General features: G+C 68.0%; 12 protein-coding genes. 5 read left to right on the plus strand and 7 right to left on the minus strand.

Annotated elements, in window-relative coordinates:
• Positions 1-48: 48 nt before the first annotated feature.
• Both HD592_RS09235 and HD592_RS09240 read left to right on the plus strand, forming a co-directional pair.
• Entirely contained in the window at positions 49-1731 is a 1683-nt protein-coding gene (locus HD592_RS09235; RefSeq protein ID WP_184453581.1) for a ribulokinase, read from the plus strand.
• Between the two features lie 5 nt (positions 1732-1736).
• Entirely contained in the window at positions 1737-2696 is a 960-nt protein-coding gene (locus HD592_RS09240; RefSeq protein WP_246430010.1) for a sugar-binding transcriptional regulator, read from the plus strand.
• A gap of 123 nt (positions 2697-2819) precedes the next feature.
• Here HD592_RS09240 and HD592_RS09245 read toward each other — a convergent pair whose 3' ends face one another.
• On the minus strand, positions 2820-3809 hold the full coding sequence (locus HD592_RS09245; protein ID WP_184453583.1) for a malate dehydrogenase: 990 nt from the start codon (positions 3807-3809) through the stop codon (positions 2820-2822).
• Positions 3810-4183: 374 nt separating this feature from the next.
• Here HD592_RS09245 and HD592_RS09250 point away from each other — a divergent pair, with 374 nt between their 5' ends.
• Positions 4184-5335 (plus strand): PPK2 family polyphosphate kinase, encoded by a 1152-nt coding sequence (locus tag HD592_RS09250; protein ID WP_184453585.1) that lies wholly within the window; start codon positions 4184-4186, stop codon positions 5333-5335.
• A 303-nt stretch (positions 5336-5638) separates the two neighbouring features.
• On the opposite strand, the gene pgi is transcribed toward HD592_RS09250, so the two are convergent.
• The 6 genes from pgi to HD592_RS09280 all read right to left on the minus strand — a co-directional run bounded on the left by pgi (position 5639) and on the right by HD592_RS09280 (position 15862).
• The gene (gene pgi / locus HD592_RS09255) at positions 5639-7315 is read right to left on the minus strand and encodes a glucose-6-phosphate isomerase (RefSeq protein ID WP_184453587.1); all 1677 of its coding nucleotides are present in this window, start codon (positions 7313-7315) and stop codon (positions 5639-5641) included.
• A gap of 41 nt (positions 7316-7356) precedes the next feature.
• Positions 7357-9645, minus strand: coding sequence for a 6-phosphofructokinase (locus HD592_RS09260; protein WP_184454612.1), 2289 nt, complete (start codon positions 9643-9645; stop codon positions 7357-7359).
• A gap of 407 nt (positions 9646-10052) precedes the next feature.
• Positions 10053-11351 (minus strand): hypothetical protein, encoded by a 1299-nt coding sequence (locus tag HD592_RS09265; protein ID WP_184453589.1) that lies wholly within the window; start codon positions 11349-11351, stop codon positions 10053-10055.
• Between the two features lie 1198 nt (positions 11352-12549).
• Positions 12550-13887 carry a dicarboxylate/amino acid:cation symporter gene (locus tag HD592_RS09270; protein WP_184453591.1) on the minus strand — a complete coding sequence of 446 codons (1338 nt, stop codon included), beginning with the start codon at positions 13885-13887 and terminating at the stop codon, positions 12550-12552.
• 267 nt (positions 13888-14154) lie between these two features.
• Positions 14155-15372: an NADP-dependent isocitrate dehydrogenase gene (locus HD592_RS09275; RefSeq protein ID WP_184453593.1), complete on the minus strand. Its 1218-nt coding sequence runs from the start codon at positions 15370-15372 to the stop codon at positions 14155-14157.
• Between the two features lie 187 nt (positions 15373-15559).
• Positions 15560-15862 (minus strand): DUF3017 domain-containing protein, encoded by a 303-nt coding sequence (locus HD592_RS09280; RefSeq protein ID WP_343058786.1) that lies wholly within the window; start codon positions 15860-15862, stop codon positions 15560-15562.
• Between the two features lie 157 nt (positions 15863-16019).
• Here HD592_RS09280 and HD592_RS09285 point away from each other — a divergent pair, with 157 nt between their 5' ends.
• The gene (locus HD592_RS09285; RefSeq protein WP_184453595.1) at positions 16020-18185 is read left to right on the plus strand and encodes a beta-glucosidase; all 2166 of its coding nucleotides are present in this window, start codon (positions 16020-16022) and stop codon (positions 18183-18185) included.
• Entirely contained in the window at positions 18182-19576 is a 1395-nt protein-coding gene (locus tag HD592_RS09290; RefSeq protein WP_184453597.1) for an MFS transporter, read from the plus strand. Before HD592_RS09285 ends, HD592_RS09290 begins: the two co-directional genes overlap by 4 nt.
• The last annotated feature ends 78 nt before the right edge of the window (positions 19577-19654 follow it).

The following is a 19654-nucleotide window of genomic DNA, read 5'->3' on the forward strand; positions in this document are numbered from 1 at the left end:
TAGGGCCCTCCGCCCTGCACGCATTCCCCCACTCGAAGAGGACGACACATGGTCAACGACGACCCCACGAACACCTACACCATCGGACTCGACTTCGGCACGCTCTCCGTGAGGGCTGCGGTCGTGCGCGTGAGCGACGGCGAGGTCCTCGCCGACGCCGTGCGCGAGTACGCGACTCCGATCATGGATCGGGCGCTCACCGTCGCGGGCGGGGCTCCCCTTCCGCCCGGCTACGCCCTCCAAGTCCCCGGCGACTACCTCACCGCGATGCGCGAGGCGGTGCCCGATGCGATCCGGGCCTCCGGCATCGATGGCTCCCGCGTCGTCGGCATCGGCCTTGATTGCACCTCGGCCTCGGTCCTCACGACCGACGCAGTGGGGAGGCCAATGTGCGAACGCCCCGAGTTCACCGCCGAACCTCAGGCGTACCTCAAGCTGTGGAAGCACCACGGCGCTCAGCAGCAGGCCGACCGCATCGTCGCCCTCGCGAAGGAGCGCGGCGAGGAATGGCTCCCCCGCTACGGCGGGATCCTCTCCTCCGAGATGCTCCTCCCGAAGTCCCTCGAGCTCTTCGAACGCGCTCCCGAGCTCTACGCCCGCACCGCCGAGATCCTCGATCTCGTTGATTGGCTGACATGGGTGCTCTCGGGCACCCTCGCCTACGCCGCGGGCGACTCCGGATACAAGCGCATGTACCAGAACGGGAAATACCCCGATCCTGATTTCCTTGAGGCGCTCGCTCCCGGGTTCGGGAAGGTCTTCACCGAGAAGATGAGCCACCCGATCGTCCCCCTCGGCTCCTGCGTCGACGGTCTGCGCGAGGAGTGGGCGATCGCCTTCGGCGTCCCCGCAGGGATCGCCGTCGCCGCCGGCAATATCGACGCGCACGTCCAGTGCGTATCCGTCGGTGCGATCGCCCCCGGTCAGCTCACCGGTATTCTCGGCACGTCCTCGTGCTGGATCCTCCCCTCGGCGGCTCTCGAGGAGGTCCCCGGAGTTTTCGGGGTCGTTGATGGTGGCGTGAGCGAGGGCGCATGGGCCTACGAGGCCGGGCAGTCGGCCGTCGGCGACATCTTCGCCTGGTTCGTCGACTCCTCGGTGCCCGCCTCCTACCTCGAGGAGGCCCGCGTTCGCGACGTGTCGGTCCACGAGGTTCTCACCGAGCGTGCGGCGAAGCAGAAGGTCGGGGAGCACGGCCTCATCGCCCTCGACTGGTGGAACGGGAACCGGTCGACCCTCGTCGACTCGCAGCTCTCCGGCCTCATGATCGGGCAGACGCTCCGGACGACCCCGGAGGAGCAGTACCGTGCGCTCCTCGAGTCGACGGCCTTCGGCGCCCGCGTCATCATCGAGAATTTCGAGGCGTGCGGAGTGCCGGTCGAGGAGATCTTCATCGCCGGCGGCCTGCTGCGGAATTCATTCCTCATGCAGATGTACGCCGATGTCACACGGCGCCCGCTCAGGACCGCCCGCACCCTCCAGGCGGGCGCTCACGGTTCAGCGATCTTCGCGGCCGTCGCCGCCGGAGCCTACGAGGACGTGGCCGAGGCCGCGAAGGCGATGGCGGGCGTCTCCGAGGTTTCCTACGAACCGAACGAGTCCTCCGCGGTGGCTTACGATGCGCTTTACACGCAGTACAGGAGGCTGTACGACCTGTTCGGACGGGAACTCGAAATGATGCACGACCTTCACGGAGTGCGCGTGGAGGCGCTCAGCGCGAGCGCCCGCTAAGGGGGATGAAAGGCATCATGGACGGCGATCGCGAACTGCTCGTGCTCCGAGCAGCGCAGCTCTACTACTACGAGAACATGACGCAGGACGCGATCGCCGACCGCATGAACTGCACGCGGTGGACAGTCGGTCGTCTCCTCGAGGAGGCCCGCCAATCGGGAATCGTTTCGATCACGATCAATCACCCGAGGGCGCGCGTGCGCGACCTCGAGAAGGAGATCATCTCCGGGTTCGGGATCGTGGAGGCGATCGTCGTCCGCGCGCAGGAGTCCCTCGCGGCGACGGGCGCGCTCGTCGCCTCCGCAACTGCGGACTACATCACCGCGATCCGCCCGACTCCGCGTTCGCTCGGCATCGCCTGGGGGCGTTCGCTCACCGCGGTCGCACGGGCGATGCCCGACGAGTGGACCTCTGGTCTCGACGTCTACCAGATGTACGGGGGGCTCGTCCGTTCGAACGACGATGAGGTCGCCGATTCGATCGGCCTCATGGCCAGGCGCGGTCACGGTGTCGGTCACATGATCCCCGCTCCGGCGATCGTCACGGACCCGGATCTGGGGATCCGTTTGCGGCGGGAGCCATCGGTTGCGACGACTCTCGAGGCGGGACCCGATTCCGATCTCGTCGTCTTCTCCCCCGGGATCCTCGAACCCGAATCGGTCCTCGTGCGTTCAGGTTTCCTCACGGCGCGCGGCATGGACAGGCTCCGCGACCTCGGCGCGGTCACCGATCTCTTCTCGCATTTCGTCGACGCCGAGGGCAGACCGGTGTCGGCGGAGCTCGAGCATCGGACGATCGCCGTCACTCTCGACGCCGTGAAGCGGGCGAAGCGCACGCTCGCGATCGGTTGGGGCCCGAACAAGGCCCGCCCCCTCGTCGTGTGCATGCGCTCCGGTCTCGCGAAATCCATCATCATCGATGAGGACACGGCCCGGCTCATCCTCGAGGTCGGCGCCTCCGCGTGATGCTTCGGACCGGTCTTCCGCCGAGAACGGTGAAAGCGGCCGCGAACCTTTCGGTTCGCGGCCGCCTCGTCATTCGCGCTCCCGGCGGTGACCGGGGGCGCGCTCAGTGCGAGCGCGCCTGGATCACTTGATGAAGCCGAGCGCCTTGACGGCGTCGTACTCCTCCTGGAGGGCGGCGATGTTGTGGTCGATGCCCGCCTGGGTCGCCTCGGAGATCTCCAGGCCGTCGACGACCTGCCACTCGCCGCCGTCGGAGGTGACGGGGAAGCCGTAGCACAGGCCCGCGGGAACGCCGTAGTGCGTGCCGTCGGACATGATCGCGGAGGTCACCCACTCGCCCTCGGGCGTGCCGTGGATCCACGAGTACATGTGGTCGATCGCGGCATTCGCGGCGGAGGCCGCCGAGGAGGCTCCGCGCGCCTCGATGATCGCGGCGCCGCGCTTGGCGACGACCGGACGGTAGGTCTCGGCCAGCCAGGCCTCGTCGACGAGCTCGGCGGCGGGCTTGCCGGCGACGGTCGCGTAGGAGACGTCCGGGTACTGGTCGGCGGAGTGGTTGCCCCACACGACGAGGTTCTTGATGTCGGCGACGGCGGCGCCGGTCTTGTGGGCGAGCTGGGCGACCGCACGGTTGTGGTCGAGGCGCATCATCGCGGTGAAGCGGGAGGCCGGGACGTCCGGGGCCGCGTTCTGCGCGATCGTGGCGTTGGTGTTCGCCGGGTTGCCCACGACGAGGACCCGCACGTCATCGGCGGCGCCGTCGTTGATCGCCTTGCCCTGCGGGCCGAAGATGCCGGCGTTCGCCTCGAGGAGGTCGGCGCGCTCCATGCCCTGGCGGCGCGGCATCGCGCCGACGAGGTAGGCGACGTTCGTGCCTTCGAAGGCCTTGGCGGCATCGTCGAAGATCTCGATGCCCGACAGCATCGGGAAGGCGCAGTCGTCGAGTTCCATCGCGGTGCCCTCAGCGGCCTTCACGGCCTGGGGGATCTCGAGGAGGTGAAGCTTGACGGGGACATCGGGACCGAACAGCTGGCCGGAGGCGATCCGGAACAGGAGGGCGTAGCCGATGTTTCCGGCGGCGCCGGTGACGGTGACGATGCGAGGTTCTGCCATGATGCGGCACTCCTTCATATTCGTAAGCGGCGCCGGATATCGACGCCGACTGGTGGCGGTGCGCACCGCGCACCCATGCCCCATAGCCTAAGCGGAGCGGCCCTCGTCGGTAAGGGTATGCAGTCCCAGGATCCAAGAAGGAGGATCTTCTCAACGCGTGATCTCAGTCATTCCGCCTCCCCATCGCTCAGCGGCCGGAGGATCCGGCGGGGAGCGCCCCTCCCCCGGCTGGGCGCGACTCGTCCCTTCCGCTCCCCCGTCCGAGGATCCCCGGTCCCGCAGCCCGGTCCCGCACCCCGGCGGACGCACGGGACGAGGCCCCCGAGTGACTACAGTGGAAAGGGGATCGAAGCCGACAGCGGGGAGGACCGGCGATGGGCGCCAAGAAGGACGCGAAGAGGGCGAAGGCCGAGGCGAAGGCGCGCGCGAAGGCGGTCTCACGCGCGAAGGCGATCGCCGAGGACGCGCGGGCGAAGAAGCGGAAGAAGAACAAGAAGGGGACGGGGGCGCAGACCCCTCCCGAGCCTCGTCTTCACGGTCCCGCCCGCGATTGGGACGTCGATCCGCGAAGCGCCCTCGCCGTGGGGCCCGACTTCGATCTGGAATCCCTCGCGCGCGACGCCACCCCCGGCTGGTCCGGCGGGCGCAAGGCCGCCGAGAAGGCCCTCGCGTCCCGCGCCGAGGACTTCTCGGAACTTCAAGAACGCCTCTACGCCTCGTCGAAGGGCGAGGCCCGCGACTCGGTCCTCCTCATCATTCAGGGGCTCGACACCGCGGGGAAGGGCGGCATCGTCCGTCATGTCGTGGGTCAAGTCGACCCGCAGGGCGTCGCCCTGACCGCTTTCAAGGCCCCGACGGAGGAGGAACGCGCCCACGACTTCCTCTGGCGGATCCGCCCCCGTCTCCCGCGACCGGGCATGATCGGGGTCTTCGACCGTTCGCACTACGAGGACCTCCTCGTGCCGACGGCCGCCGCGCTCACCGGCGAGTCCTCGCGATTCTGCGCTGATGAGGACGAGCTCAACCGCCGGTATCACGACATCTACGACATGGAAGTCGAGGCGATCCGCTCAGGCACCCGCGTGATCAAGATCTGCCTGGTCATCTCCTACGCAGAGCAGGGCGCGCGCCTGCTCGAACGTCTCGAGCGGCCCGATAAGCACTGGAAGTTCTCCATGGGGGACCTCGATACCCGGGACCGGTGGAGCGCATACCAGCGCGCCTACTCCGAGGTCATCTCGCGGACCTCAACCCGGATCGCGCCCTGGTACGTCGTTCCCGCCGATCACAAGTGGTACGCGCGCCTCGCCGTCCAGGAGATCCTCGTCCGCGCACTCGAGGAGATCGACCCGAAGTGGCCCGCGGCGGATTTCGATGTGGAGGAGGCGAAGCGGCGCCTTGAAGCGCAGACCTCGCCGGAGGCGCTGCACCTCCACCGGAACGAACGGATCGCCGCGCAATCCGCCCCCGAACCCGCCTCCACGTCGACGATCGTTCTCGAGCCCCTTGACCCGATCGGGGGCTGACCACCTTCGGGGGCTGATGGCCTTCGGGGGCTGACCACCTTCGGGGGCTGATGGCCTTCGGGGGCTGAGGACCTTCGGGGTTGTACTGCTGAAGGGCCCCGAAAGGCGCCGGAAGGCCCCGCCGCCCCCGAGCGCAGTCCCACTGCCCGCGAGCGCGGCCCCCTTCGAAGAGCGGGCACGATCGACGGCCATGCGCACGGGCGAAGAGCGGGCGCATGATCGAAGACCGGACGCGCAATGCGGGTGGCCTCCCCGCCTGGGGAAGGCCACCCGCACCTTCAGTTCGAGCCGGGCTTCGCGCGATCAGTCCCGATTCGCCCGGTAGTACTCGATGAGCGCCTTCGTCGACTGATCCTGTCCGGCCAGGGCATCCGCATCGCCCTCGATCGCCGGGAGGATCTGGAGCGCGAGCACCTTGCCGAGCTCGACGCCCCACTGGTCGAAGGAGTCGATCCCCCACACGGCGCCCTGGACGAAGGTGATGTGCTCGTACAGGGCGATGAGCTCGCCGAGGACGCGCGGGGTGAGCGAGGGCGCCATGATCGAAGTCGTCGGACGGTTGCCCGTGAAGACGCGCGCCGACACGATGTGCTCGGGCGTCCCCTCCGCACGCACCTCCTCGGAGGTCTTGCCGAAGGCGAGGGCCTTCGTCTGCGCGAGGAAGTTCGAGAGGAACAGCTCGTGCATGTCCTTCTCACCCTCCTTGAAGGGCCACGCCGGATTCGCGAAGGCGATGAAGTCGGCCGGGACCATCCGCGTGCCCTGGTGGATGAGCTGGTAGAAGGCGTGCTGGCCGTTCGTGCCGGGCTCCCCCCAGAAGACCTCGCCCGTGTCGTAGGTCACGGGCGCGCCGTCGCGGCGCACCGACTTGCCGTTCGACTCCATCGTGAGCTGCTGCAGGTAGGCCGGGAACCGGTGCAGGTACTGCGAGTAGGGCAGGACCGCGTGGGTGTCGGCGCCGAGGAAGTTCGAGTACCAGACGTTGAGCAGGCCCATGAGCAGCGGGACGTTATCCGAGGGCGCAGCGGTCGCGAAGTGCTCGTCCATCGCGCGGAAACCGGCGAGGAAGTCCTCGAAGCCATCCGGACCGATCGCGAGGGCGAGGGAGGTGCCGACCGCCGAATCCACGGAGTAGCGACCGCCGACCCAGCTCCAGAAGCCGAAGGCGTTGTTCGGATCGATGCCGAACTCGGCGACCTTGTCCAAAGCGGTCGAGACGGCGACGAAGTGCTTCGCGATCGCCTCCTTCTCCCCCGCCTCGTCGGTCGCCAGGCCGCGTTCGCGCAGCGCGCCGAGGAACCACTCGCGCACGACCTTCGCGTTCGTGATCGTCTCGAGGGTCGTGAAGGTCTTGGAGGCGACGATGACGAGGGTCGTCTCAGGATCGAGGCCCTTCGTCGTCTCGCCCGCATCCGTGGGGTCGATGTTCGAGATGAAACGGCACTCGAGGCCCTCTCGGACGAAGGGCTTGAGCGCCTCGTACGCCATGACCGGGCCGAGATCGGAACCGCCGATGCCGACGTTCACGATGGTCTCGACCGGCTTGCCGGTGATACCCGTCCATTCGCCCGAGCGCACGCGGTCGGCGAAGTCGTAGACCTTCGCGAGGACCGCGTGGACATCGGCGATCGCGTCCTGACCGTCGACTTCGAGCGAATCCTCGGCCGGGCGCCGCAGCGCCGTGTGGAGGACTGCCCGGTCCTCGGTGACGTTGATGTGCTCGCCCGCGAACATGCGGTCGCGCAGGTCCAGCACGCCCGTCTGCTCGGCGAGCGCCAGCAGCTCGGCGAGCACGTCCTCGTCGATGAGATTCTTCGAGAGGTCGACGTGCAGATCGGCCGCATCGCGCGTCCACGTGGCCGCCCGCTTCGGGTCGGCCGCGAACCACGCCCGCAGGTCGGGGTCGAAAGCGTCGGCACGCGCGTCGAGCGCCTCCCACGCGGGCGTCGTCATCGGATCGATCGCCGGAATATCGGTCATGATGCTCCTGTTCTTGGAGGTTTCCTCGAAGGTCGAGTCTATTAGGCCTCGGATGAGGCGATCGTGATCGCCGACGCGGGAGTCCCGCAATCCTTCATCGACACGATCCGCTGGACGGGGGTGAGTTCGCGCCACCACTGGTCGAAGGGCCGCCTGTTCACGATGTCGAGATCGTCGAACATGTTCTTCACGAGGCGCGCCTCGATCCTGTTGCCCACCTGGCCGATGTAGACGCCCTCGGACTCGCCGCGGGTGAACTGATTGTGCAGGTGCTCGAGCGCGCGGTTCGCGAGCCTGGTCGCCAGGAGCCTGTCGAAGGGGCTCGGAGCCCCGCCCTGCTGAAGATGCCCCAGCGCCGAGTGCCGGACGTCGTAGACGCCGCCGGATTCTGCTTCGTAGACGGAGGCCAGGAACTCCCGGTCGTAGAACTTCGACACGGCCTCATTGACGAGGACGAGGAACAGCCTGCGCCCCCCGGCGAAGGACTCGACCATGCGCTTCGAATCCGCGGCGATCGTCCCCAGATCCACCGAGTCCTCATTGAGGTAGATGTACTCGGCCCCGGACGACAGGGAGGACATGAGCGTGAGATAGCCGCAGCGCCTGCCCATGATCTCGGCGACGAAGCAGCGCCTGGTCGCAGCCGCCGACTCCTTGATCCGGTCGAGCGCCCAAGTCGCGTTGTTGATCGCGGTGTCCGCGCCGATCGACAGCTCCGAGCCGGGCAGGTTGTTGTCGATCGACGCCGGGATGAGGACGATCGGGATGCGGAAGGCCGGGTAGCGGTCGCGCTCGTCCATCATCGCCTTCACTGCGAGATAGGCGTTCAGGCCGCCGATGACGACGAGGGCGTCGAGGCCGTTGCGTTCGATGGCGCGGCCGAGGGCGTAGTACTGCTCGACCTCGGGGACTTCACGACGGGTGCCGAGTTCGGCGCCTCCCTTGAAGGCCCAGCCCTCGACGTCCGCCCAGGTGAGCTCTCGGACGTCGTTATCGGCCAGGCCCCTCCAGGACCCGTTGACGCCGAGCATCGTCCACCCGCGCGCGATGCCGAGACGGACGGCGGCACGGGCCGCCGTGTTCATGCCGGGGGCGAGGCCGCCCGCGTGGAGGACGCCGATGCGCCTGCGCGAACCCTCGGGAACCGGGGTGAGCTGCGGCGGGGTCGACAGGATCCGGTTGATCTCGACCATCGTTGTGAAGGAGGTGCCCCGGCTCGCCTGAGCGGCCGGGAAATCACCCGCCGCGATCAGGTCCTTGACCGCCCTCGTATCCCGGACGGCCTTCATCAGCGGGATCCGCGTCACGCGATTGTGCCGCACGCCCAGAATGCACGGCACGTCCTCGGGGCCGGTGGAGAGGATCTCCTGGACGGCCGCGTAACCGAGCAGTGTCGACATCCAGCGGTCGTAGGCCGAGGGCGATCCGCCGCGCTGGACGTGTCCGAGGATCGTGACGCGGGCGTCCTCTCCGGTCTTGACGGTGATGGTGTCGGCGATGTGCTGCGTGGTGAGCAGATTGCCCTCGCGGTCGGTCGCGCCCTCGGCGACCAGGACGATCGACTCGCGACGGCCCGCTTCGCGTCCGAGCCGCAGGTGCTCGGCGAGATCGTCCTCCCAGCCGGGCCCCACCGGGTCCTCGGGGGTGAACACGTAGTCCGCGCCGCCGGCGACCGCGGCCATGAGGGGCAGGTAGCCGCAGTGGCGCCCCATCACCTCGACGACGAAGGTCCGCTGGTGGGAGGCCGCGGTACTGGTGAGCTGGTCGATCGCGTCGACGATGCGGTGGAGGGCCGTATCCGCGCCGATCGTCATGTCGGTTCCGACCATGTCGTTGTCGATCGACCCGACGAGGCCGACGACCATCAGCGCCGGGTGCTCGTCGGCGACCTCCTGGGGGATCACGCCCTCGTCGACGAGCTCGCGCATGTGCTGGGACCATTCGCCCCGGAACTCGTCCGTGCCTGACAGCGATCCGTCGCCGCCGATGACGACCAGGCGGTCGATGCCCCGCTCGATGAGATTGCGGGCCGCCGCATGGCGCCCCTCGTAGTCCCTGAACTCCGGGCAGCGCGCGGTTCCGATCACGGTGCCGCCCTCGGCGAGGATGCTCGACACGTCGGACCATTGGAGTTCCTTGATCGCCTCACCGCCCTTGACGGCTCCGGCCCAGCCCTCCATCACGGCGAAGGGGCGCGCACCGACCGCGAGCGCCGTCCTCACGACGGCCCTCACGGCCGCGTTCATTCCCTGCGCGTCGCCACCGGAGGTGAGGACGCCGATGCGAGTGTTTCCAGTCGAGACGATCGTCTGACCGAGTTCGATGCCCATGTCGTTCCGTTCTGCCTGAGACTTCTGGCGCGATTGAGTCATGGGCAGTCTATGGCGCATCGACGCTCACGTGTGAAAACGTCCCGAGACGGGAGGGGCTTGATCCACTGCGATCACTGGAAAAGCACGCGTTCACACCCGGCGCACATATTCCCGTTCCTTCGTCGCCGTTCAGGGGCGGGAAGGGCGCGGGGCGCCCTCGTTAGCCGCTCCTTCCCCCTTGCCCGCGGAGCGTCGCCGGCAAGATCATCACCGAGGCGTCCGCCGTCCGACGATGCTTCCTCTTGCCCGCAGGGCATGCCCTCGGCCCGCAGGGCATGCCCTCGGCCCGCGATTGCGCGCAGGCGAGGACGCGAGAATCCCCGCTTCCCGGCCGCGCACTCCATCGACCGGGAGGCGGAGAAGCATCAATCGAGGCTCGTCGGCAGCGGGAATTCCTTGGATTCCCCACCGACCAGCGTGAAACGGACCTTGTCCGGCACCGAGTCGAGGGGCACGTCGAAGATGAATTTACCGGTCCTGGCCTCGCCCGGCTTGAGCACGTAGTTCTCGAAAGCGAGGAGGTCATGGGGTGCCAGATTCCTCGACTGCCAGAATTCGATTTCCGTGCCGTCTTTGAGGATGTAGGTGATGTCGAGGGCGTCGTAGTAGTCCTCGCCCTCGGCGACGTCGCCCTCGTAGGCGACCTGAACCCTCACGAGGGCGCAGGTCATGCCCGACTCCGGCGAGGACTCGACGACTCCCATCGCATTCGGCGTCACGCCCTGGTACTGGATGCGCCACGGGCCCAGCCTCATCTCCTCGAAGAGGTTGAATTCGTATCCTGCGGGGAATTGCCCGGTCATCAGCTTCTCCGTCGAGTCCCCGCCATGAGCGGGTCCGGGATCGGGGGCGGGCTCAGGATCGATGATCGGGACATCGATCGGCGCTTCGGCGCTCCGTTTCACATCGGCGCACCCCTTGAGGCCGAAGACGAGCATGAGGATGAGGAGCAGAGCGATGACGATGTAGCCCGCAATGCCCTTCTTCCCGAGGGCGCCGCCCGTGCCGCCGACCGGGGGCATCATCGGGGCGGGCGGTACGGCTCCGCCGGGAGGGAGGGGCGCGCCGGGCACCTGCTGGCCGAAGGGCTGGGTCGGGGGCTGCGAGCCCTGGAATCCCGGCTGCGGGTAGCCCTGCTGCTGGGCGTAGGGGCACGGCCCGTGGGCTGAGCGGAAGTTAGGGCCTGAGGAGGCGTGGCGGCTTGTTGGGCCGCTGCTCCGGCCTGCAGAGCCTGAGCGGGCTGACCGTAGGGCGCGTTCGGCATCGGGGGGGGGGACCGGGGGCTGCTGCGGAGCCGCCTGCTGGAGCATAGCGGGTTGCTGGGGCACGCCGGGCTGCTGCGATGGCGGAGCGGGCTGGAAGCCTCCCGGTCCCTGAGGCGGGATCCCCGCTTGCTGAGGCATCGGAGGCTGTTGGAGGTAGGGCTGTGACTGCGACGCTCCGCCCTGGGCGGGCCGATCTCCGAAGGGCGCCTGCTGAGAGGGCTCCTGAGCTCCCGGCGCCCACTGCGCATAGGGGACGGGCGGGACCGGTTCCTGAGGAGCCGGCGCGGTACCGCCGAGTCCAGGAGGATTCTGCTGCCCGATCGGGGGCATCAATGGCTGAGCCCCCTCCCCTTCGGGCTCGCCCGAGCTGCCCGGGTTCGTCATCGGATCATCGCTCATGATGGGCTCCTTCGCACTCGTCGTCGAACGTACGGCAACGATCGCACAGAAGCGGCCTCGGGGGGAGTACCCAGATAGGTCGGGTTCACCCGCGCGAAGCACCCCAAAGGGTGGGGCCCTCGGATGCGTGGACGCAGTCGGCCAGCGCACCGGTGGACGCCGGGATCGGAAGTGGGCTCCATCGGATACTGAGAGCAATCGCTGAAACTCCCGCTCAGATCCCGATCCGCGATTCGCCCCAAGCGGCCGATCCGGGGGCCATAGCAGGCCCTGATTCAGACCCCGCCCCACGAACCATCCCAAGCCCCCGCTCCGGGGGCCATAGCAGGCCCTGATTCAGACCCCGCCCCACGAACCATCCCAAGCCCCCGCTCCGGGAGCCATATCAAGCCCCGATCCAGACCCCGCCCCACGAACCATCCCAAGCCCCCGCTCCGGGAGCTGTGATACTCGTGCCATGACATCCACGGCTCGCTCGCACGTGAAGCGCGTGCAGTGGCCCGGGACGCGGCCCCTCCCCCTCTCCGACAACAACTCCGACACCCGCTCAAGCATCACTGACAACAACTCGGACAGGCCACACCCTGCCCCCCCGGCAACAACTCAGACAGGCCACACCCCGACCCTGACAACAACTCGGAAATTCAAGAGGGTTTCAAGCGAAAAAGGGGCGTTTTGGCCGATTACTGATCGACTTGTAGCCGCCCTCCCCCTCATCGGTGTCCGACCTGTAGCCAGCAACCCGCAGAAGACCCCACTCCACTGTCCGACTTGTAGCCAGCACCCCACGGGAACCCCGCTCCTGTTGTCCGACTTGTAGCCGCATCCGGGTCCGCAAGGAGAGGGGAAGGCGCATAACCCTCACCTCATGGGGTTGTCCCGCTCCGCCGTCGGCGGAGCGGGACAACCCCCAGAGATCCAACCCGACTCGGGTCACCCCGTTCCGGGCCCGCCAGACCCGAGCCGACCCGATCCTGGCCAGCCGGAACCGATCCGACCGAGTCCAGACCAACTCAGACCCAGACCGACCCAAGCCAGCTCACCCCGTTCCGGGCCCGTCAAACCCGAGCCGACCCAACTCAGACCCAGACCAGCCGGCCCCAGACCAGCCGGATCCGGAGCGGCCCCGACGGCCCCGACGGCCTCGACGAACCGGGCGAACCGGGCGAACCGGGCGAGCCCGATCGAAGCGGAAGGCTCAGGCGGATGCGCCCTGCTCGACGACCGCGTTCTGAGCGGCCGAGGCCGCGAGCTCCTCGGCGCTCACGACGCCCTCGACGGAGACCTTGTCCAGGTAGGCCATGCCGTCGAATGCGAGCTCACGGGCGTTCTCAGGGTCGCCCTCGGCGCCGATCCGGCCGTCGGCGAGCTTGTCGACGACGATCGCGATCGCACCGTCCCCGGTAACGTTGGTGGCCGTGCCGAAGGAATCGAGGGCGATGTAGGTCGCGATCATGAGCGCGACCTGCGCGTCGTTGAAGCCGAGCATCGAGGAGAGGAGGCCCGTGGCCGCCATGATGGCGCCGCCGGGCACGCCCGGCGCCGCGACCATCGTGATGCCGAGCATGAAGATGAATCCGACCCACTGGGCCGCGGAGACGTCGATGCCCTGAGTGAACACGATCGCGAAGGCGAATGCGAAGATCTTCGAGGTCGAACCCGCGAGGTGGATCGTCGCGCACAGCGGGATGGTGAAGGAGGCGACGGCGTCGGAGATGCCGTTCTTCTTCGCCTGACGCAGGGTCACGGGGATCGTCGCCGCCGAGGAGGAGGTGCCGAGGGCCGTGAGGTAGGCGGGCATCATCGTCAGGAGGGACTTGATCGGGTTCTTTTTGCCGATGGCGCCTGCGACGATGTACTGCGTGAGGAGGATGACGACCTCGAGGAGGAGGACGACGACGACCACTCGCACGAGGGTCCGCATGATGCTCCACGCCTCGCCGGTGTACGTGAGGTTGAGGAAGATGCCGAAGATGTGGAGCGGGAGCAGCGGGATGATGATCTTCTCGATGAGCTTCGTGATGATCGCGCGGAATTCGATGAAGCCCTTGCGCAGGACGCCGCGGGGGACCATCGACAGGCCGATGCCGACGACGAAGGACAGGAGCAGCGCGGTCATGACCTGGAGCGCTGCGGGCATTTCGACCGTGAAGTAGGTGTCGAGGGCGGAGCCCGGTTCCTTCACATCGGCGAGGCCGGCGCCGAGGAGCTTCGGGAAGGTCGCCGCGCTCACGAGGTAGGTGAGGAATCCGGAGAAGAGGGTCGAGCCGTAGGCGATCGCGGCGGTGATGCCGAGCCACTTGCCCGCGCCGCGGCCGAGGTCGGCGATCGCAGGAGTGACGAGGCCGATGATGATGAGCGGAATCGAGAAGGAGAGGAACTGGCTGAACAGGGAGGAGAAGGTCGCGAAGATCCTGCCGACTGAAAGCGGAACCAGATGGGCGTCGCCGACTTTCAGCGAGCCGAGAATGAGGGCGAGGATGATCGCCACGAGCACCCAGAAGAGGATGCCGCTCTTCTCAATGAACTTTCGCATAACCGATCCTGACGTGTGTTTGACCAATGCTTAGGCCCAGCATGCCCATAGAGGCTCGGGGACGCGAAATGCCCTCAGGGCCATCCCACAATGCGAGAAACACGCTCCCGACATGAGTGCGGGGCGGCGGGAGGAATCCCGCCGCCCCGGCGGCATCGGGCGGAAGCGCTCGCATCTTCTGCTCGACGCCGCCCGCGGCACCCGCGCGCCGAACCCGCCCCTGGGGGCGCCGGCGCGAGAAGGAGGCGCTCATCGGCGATGAGGCGTTCAGACCAGTCGAGCCTTCAAGTCCTCGTCGAGCGCTTCGAGGAAGCCCTGCGTGGTGAGCCACGGCGCATCCGGGTCGATGAGGCGCGCGAGGTCCTTCGTCATGCGTCCGGAGGCGACGGTCGAGATCACGACCTCCTCCAGGGTGCGGGCGAATCCGATGACCTCGGGCGCGTTGTCGAGCTTGCCGCGATGGGCGAGACCGCGGGTCCAGGCGAAGATCGAGGCGATCGGGTTCGTCGAAGTCACCTCGCCGCGCTGGTGACGGCGGTAGTGGCGCGTGACGGTGCCGTGGGCGGCCTCGGCCTCCATCGTGCGCCCGTCGGGGGTGACGAGGACGGAGGTCATGAGCCCGAGCGATCCGAAGCCCTGGGCGACGGTATCGGACTGGACGTCGCCGTCGTAGTTCTTGCAGGCCCACACGTAGCCACCGCTCCATTTGAGGGAGGAGGCGACCATGTCGTCGATGAGGCGGTGCTCGTAGCGCAGGCCCGCCTTCTCGAAGCGCTCCTTGTACTCGCGTTCGAAGACGTCGGCGAAGATGTCCTTGAAGGCGCCGTCGTAGGCCTTGAGGATCGTGTTCTTCGTCGAGAGGTAGACCGGGTAGTTGCGGTCGAGCCCGTATTCGAAGGAGGCGCGGGCGAAGTCGGCGATCGACTCGTTGAAGTTGTACATGCCCATCGTGACGCCCCCGCCCTCGGGCATGCGGATCACTTCGTGCTGGATCGGCTCGGAGCCGTCGTCGGGCGTGTAGGTGAGGGTGATCGTACCCGCGCCGGGCACCTTGAAGTCGGTCGCGCGGTACTGGTCGCCGAAGGCGTGGCGGCCGACGACGATGGGCTTGGTCCAGTGGGGGACGAGCCTGGGGATGTTGTCGATGATGATCGGCTCGCGGAAGACGACGCCGCCGAGGATATTGCGGATCGTCCCGTTCGGGGACTTCCACATCTTCTTGAGGCCGAATTCCTCGACGCGCGCCTCGTCGGGGGTGATGGTCGCGCATTTGATTCCGACGCCGTGTTCCTTGATGGCGTTGGCGGCGTCGATGGTCACCTGGTCGTCGGTGGCGTCGCGGTTCTGGATGGAGAGGTCGTAGTAGCGCAGGTCGAGATCGAGATAGGGGAAGATCAGGCGGTCTTTGATGAACTGCCAGATGATGCGGGTCATCTCATCGCCGTCGAGATCGACGACGGGACCGGCGACCTTGATTTTCGACATGTGTCCTCCGGGGCTGCGGTTCGGGGAGCGGCGCTCCTGCAAAATTTATCTCGACATCGAGATTACTTGATTGTGCGCTCCCGGGCGCGCGCTTTCAAGACCCGATCCGTCCAACCCCGCCCGAGGGGCGCCTTCGCCCTCGACGATCCCGATCCCCGCGGGCGGAAGCGCCCGCTCAGACGATCACTCAGCCGATGCCCATCGTCGCCGTGAAGGGCGAGAAGTACCACAGGGCCAGGGCGATGCCCGCCAGGACCGCCGAATCCATCCAGCGATTCCTCGAGGCGAACCAGGGGCGCCCCGGAAGGAGCAGGCGCAAGAGCGCCATCGCGCCAAGGGTCGCCGCGAGCGCGAGAACCGCGCGGTGCGGATGATTCGTCAGGGCGAAGCCGACGACCGCGGCCAGGCCACCCAGGGACACGAGCACGGTCGCCCACTGCCACCAGATGGCCGGGCCCGGCATCCTGTCGCCTTCGCTGGAGTCAATCACGCCCACCACCTTAACGGTCGCGGGGGAGCGCGGGCGCCCGGGAGGAAACCCCTCCCCTTGCGGCTCTTGACAAGACGGCGGGGCGGGGTCTGTAATTCTCATACCGACCAACTAGTCGGTTTGTTGATTGCAATGGAGCACATCAAAGGAGGATCCCATGACGGCGACGCCGTTCGAAGACTCGGTCCGCGCAGTCGAACAGGGCGCCGACCCTTTCGCCGAGGCCGAGAAACTCTACGACCAGCTCAGCGACGAGGAACGACTGTCCCTGCTCGACGGAGACACGCCCTTCTGGGAGGGCATGTCCGACATGATGCAGATCGGATACAACACCGTCCCCTACGTCCACGGTCGGATCGACCGCCTCGGAATCCCCGGGACCCGCTTCGTCGACGGCCCACGCGGATGCGTCAGCGCGAACGGCACCGCCTTCCCCGTCTCGATGGCGCGCGGCGCCACCTGGGACACCGACCTCGAAGAGAGGGTCGGGGACGCGATCGGCACCGAGGTCCGCGCCGTCGGCGGCAACTTCTTCGGCGGGGTGTGCATCAACCTGCCCCGCCACCCCGCCTGGGGGCGCATCCAGGAGACCTACGGCGAGGACACGTGCATCCTGGGCGAGATGGGCGCCGCCCTCACCCGCGGCATCCAGCGCCACGCCATGGCCTGCGCCAAGCACTACGCCCTGAACTCCATGGAGAACAAGCGCTTCGAGGTCGACGTCACCGTCGACGAGGCCACCCTCCACGAGCAGTACCTGCCCCACTTCAAGCGGACCGTCGACGAGGGCGTCGCCGCGATCATGAGCGCCTACAACTCCGTCAACGGCGAGTGGGCCGGGCAGAACCGCTACCTCCTCACCACCGTGCTGCGCGAGCAGTGGGGCTGGGAGGGCATCACCGTCTCCGACTTCATCTGGGGCCTGCGCAACGGCCCCGCCTCCCTCAAGGCCGGTCTCGATCTCGAGGAGCCCTTCACCCAGCAGCGCAAGGAGCAGATGACCGGGGCACTCGAGGCCGGTGAGGTCTCCTGGGACGATGTGCGCCGCAGCGCCGTGCGCCTCCTGGGCGCCCAGCTGCGCTCCTACGCCACCCGTGACGACGTCCCCGAGGACCTGACCCTCCTCGCCAGTGACGAGCACCGCGCCCTCGCGCGCGAGGTCGCGAACCGCTCCATGACCCTGCTCAAGAACGACGACGTCGACGGCGTGCCCGTCCTGCCGCTGCCCGAGCAGCCGACCACGATCGCGGTCATCGGTCGCCTGGCCACGGCCGAGAACATGGGCGACGCCGGCTCCTCCAAGGTCCGTCCCCCGAGTTACGTCACACCGCTGGAAGGCCTGACGGCCCGCTACCCGCAGGCGCAGGTCCTGCACGTCGAGGCCGACGACCCTCAGGCCGCCGCCGAGGCCGCCGCGAAGGCGGACGTGGCCGTGGTCGTCGCCGGCTTCACCAAGCACGACGAGGGCGAGTGGGTCGGCACCGACACCATGACCAACCCCGTCCTGCGCAGCCTCTACCCGCCGCTGCCCGAGGGCGCCTCCGAGCCCGCGGGCGACTCCAACTCGATCATGACCGACGGCTACGGCGGCGACCGCGCCGCCCTCGGCCTGCGCGCCGTCGACGAGGAGATCATCACGGCGGTCGCAGCCGCCAACCCGCGCACCGTCGTCGCCCTCGTAGGCGCCGGCACGATCATGATGGAGGCCTGGCGCTCGAAGGTCCCCGCCATCGTCATGATGTGGTACGCCGGCATGGAGGGCGGCCACGCCCTCGCCGACGTCCTCAGCGGCGCCGTCAACCCCTCCGGCCGCCTACCCTTCTCCATCCCGACCAGCGAGGACCACCTGCCCGCCTTCGACCGCACGTGGACGACCGTCACCTACGACCGGTGGCACGGCCAGAGGCTCCTGGACCGCCTCGGCGTCGAGGCGGCCTTCCCCCTGGGCTGGGGCCTGTCCTACACGACCTACCGGCTCGACGACGCCCGGGTCACCGCCTCCACCGGCGAGGGCGCCGACCGCGTCCTCACCGTGCGCGCCACCGTGTCCAACACCGGCGGGCGTGACGGCATCCAGGTCGTGCAGGTCTACGGCCGCGGCGGCGAGCACGCCGACGAGACCCAGCTGCTCGGCTTCGCCACGGTCGAGGTGCCCGCCGGCCGCAGCCGCGAGGTGGACGTGCCGGTGCGCCTGACCCAGCTCGGCTCCTGGGACGCCGACGCCGGACGCATCGTCCTGGCCGACGGCCCCGTCGAGCTCGAGGTCGCCTTCCACGCCCACGACGCGGGTGCGATCACCTTCGACGGGCAGGTCCGAGCATGACATCCGAGACACGCACCGAGCCCGAGTCCACCCGCCTGCCGCTCATCCGCCAGATCGGCTACGGTCTGGGCGACGCGGGCATGAACTTCTCCTGGAGCTTCATCTCCGCCTTCGCCATGTTCTACATGACGAACGTCATGGGCGTCGGCGCCGCCATCCTGGGCACGCTCATGCTCGTCGCCCGCCTGACCGACGGCGTCTCCGACCTCCTGTTCGGCCTCCTCCTGGACCGCACGAGGACCCGGTGGGGACGGGCCCGACCCTGGCTGTTCTGGTCCACCTTCCCCCTGGCCATCGGCACCTTCATGCTCTTCAACGTGCCGGAGGGCTTGTCCGAGTCGGCCCGCGCAGGATACTTCTTCGTGCTGTACCTGCTCGTCGGGACCTTCTTCTACACGGCCGCCAACATCGCCTACAACGCCTTCGTCGCGTTGACGACGACGCACGAGCCGACCCGGGTCTCCATGGGGTCCATCCGGTTTATCTGCACGATCCTGGCGATCCTCGTCATCAACGCCATCACCCTGCCCCTCGTCAGGCACTTCGGGACGGGCCGGGCCGGGTGGGCGGCGGTCGGTGCCCTCTACGGGTGCGTCATCGTCGTCCTGCTGCTCATCTCCTGCTTCGCCGTCAAGGAGCTCAGGACCTGGACGAAGGAGGAGGCACGGGCCGAGGTTGCCCGGGACAAGCAGCAGGCGTCGCTCAGGACCCGTGGCGTCGGCGCTGACCTGGTCACCGTCCTGCGCAACAAGTACTTCCTCATGATCCTCGGGATCACGACGCTGTTCTACATCAACCTCGGCCTCACCGGTGGCGCGGGCGTCTACTACGCCACCTACGTCCTGGGCAACGAGGAGCACCTCGGCGTGCTCACCACGGCCATCTTCGCACCGATGGCCGTCGTCCTCGCCGTCCTGCCCTCCCTCACCGACCGCTTCGGGGTGTGGCGCATCAACGTCATCTCCACCGTTATCGCGATCGCGGGCTACCTCCTGGCGTGGTTCGTGCGCGACAGCCTCACCGGCGTCGTCATCGCCCTCGTCATCGCGGCGGTCGGTAACGCGTCCTTCCTGGGCACGTTCATGGCCTATGTCGCCGCAGTCGGCGACAACATCCGCATGACGACAGGGCACGACGTCCAGGGACTGACCTTCTCGGCCTCCTCGATCGGCATCAAGATCGGTCAGGGCGTCGGCGCCGCCGCCGTCGGCTGGATGCTGGGCATGGTCGGCTTCGACGGCACCGCGACCAGCCAGCCGGCAGCGGTCCTCACCGTGGTCTCCCTGTCCTACCTGGGCCTGCCGGTGCTCATCGCCGTCGCGCGGCTGCTCGTCTTCCTACCCTTCCGCATTTACGAGGCGAACGACGAGCTGCGGGCAGACGGGGCCTGACCCCTGGCTGGGAGCGGATGCGGTCGTCGCGGGCGGGAGAGACGGTAACCTGACCGCGACGACCACCCATCATCGCTT

The sequence above is a fragment of the Schaalia hyovaginalis genome, assembly GCF_014208035.1.
Lineage (GTDB): Bacteria > Actinomycetota > Actinomycetes > Actinomycetales > Actinomycetaceae > Pauljensenia > Pauljensenia hyovaginalis.

Excerpts from the sequence above, each read along its gene's own strand:
- HD592_RS09240 (WP_246430010.1), top strand. The coding sequence starts at position 1,737 with ATGAAAGGCATCATGGACGGCGATCGCGAACTGCTCGTGCTCCGAGCA.
- HD592_RS09285 (WP_184453595.1), top strand. The coding sequence starts at position 16,020 with ATGACGGCGACGCCGTTCGAAGACTCGGTCCGCGCAGTCGAACAGGGC.
- HD592_RS09290 (WP_184453597.1), top strand. The coding sequence starts at position 18,182 with ATGACATCCGAGACACGCACCGAGCCCGAGTCCACCCGCCTGCCGCTC.
- HD592_RS09275 (WP_184453593.1), bottom strand. The coding sequence starts at position 15,372 with ATGTCGAAAATCAAGGTCGCCGGTCCCGTCGTCGATCTCGACGGCGAT.
- HD592_RS09265 (WP_184453589.1), bottom strand. The coding sequence starts at position 11,351 with ATGAGCGATGATCCGATGACGAACCCGGGCAGCTCGGGCGAGCCCGAA.
- pgi (WP_184453587.1), bottom strand. The coding sequence starts at position 7,315 with ATGACCGATATTCCGGCGATCGATCCGATGACGACGCCCGCGTGGGAG.
- HD592_RS09250 (WP_184453585.1), top strand. The coding sequence starts at position 4,184 with ATGGGCGCCAAGAAGGACGCGAAGAGGGCGAAGGCCGAGGCGAAGGCG.
- HD592_RS09245 (WP_184453583.1), bottom strand. The coding sequence starts at position 3,809 with ATGGCAGAACCTCGCATCGTCACCGTCACCGGCGCCGCCGGAAACATC.
- HD592_RS09260 (WP_184454612.1), bottom strand. The coding sequence starts at position 9,645 with ATGGGCATCGAACTCGGTCAGACGATCGTCTCGACTGGAAACACTCGC.
- HD592_RS09235 (WP_184453581.1), top strand. The coding sequence starts at position 49 with ATGGTCAACGACGACCCCACGAACACCTACACCATCGGACTCGACTTC.
- HD592_RS09270 (WP_184453591.1), bottom strand. The coding sequence starts at position 13,887 with ATGCGAAAGTTCATTGAGAAGAGCGGCATCCTCTTCTGGGTGCTCGTG.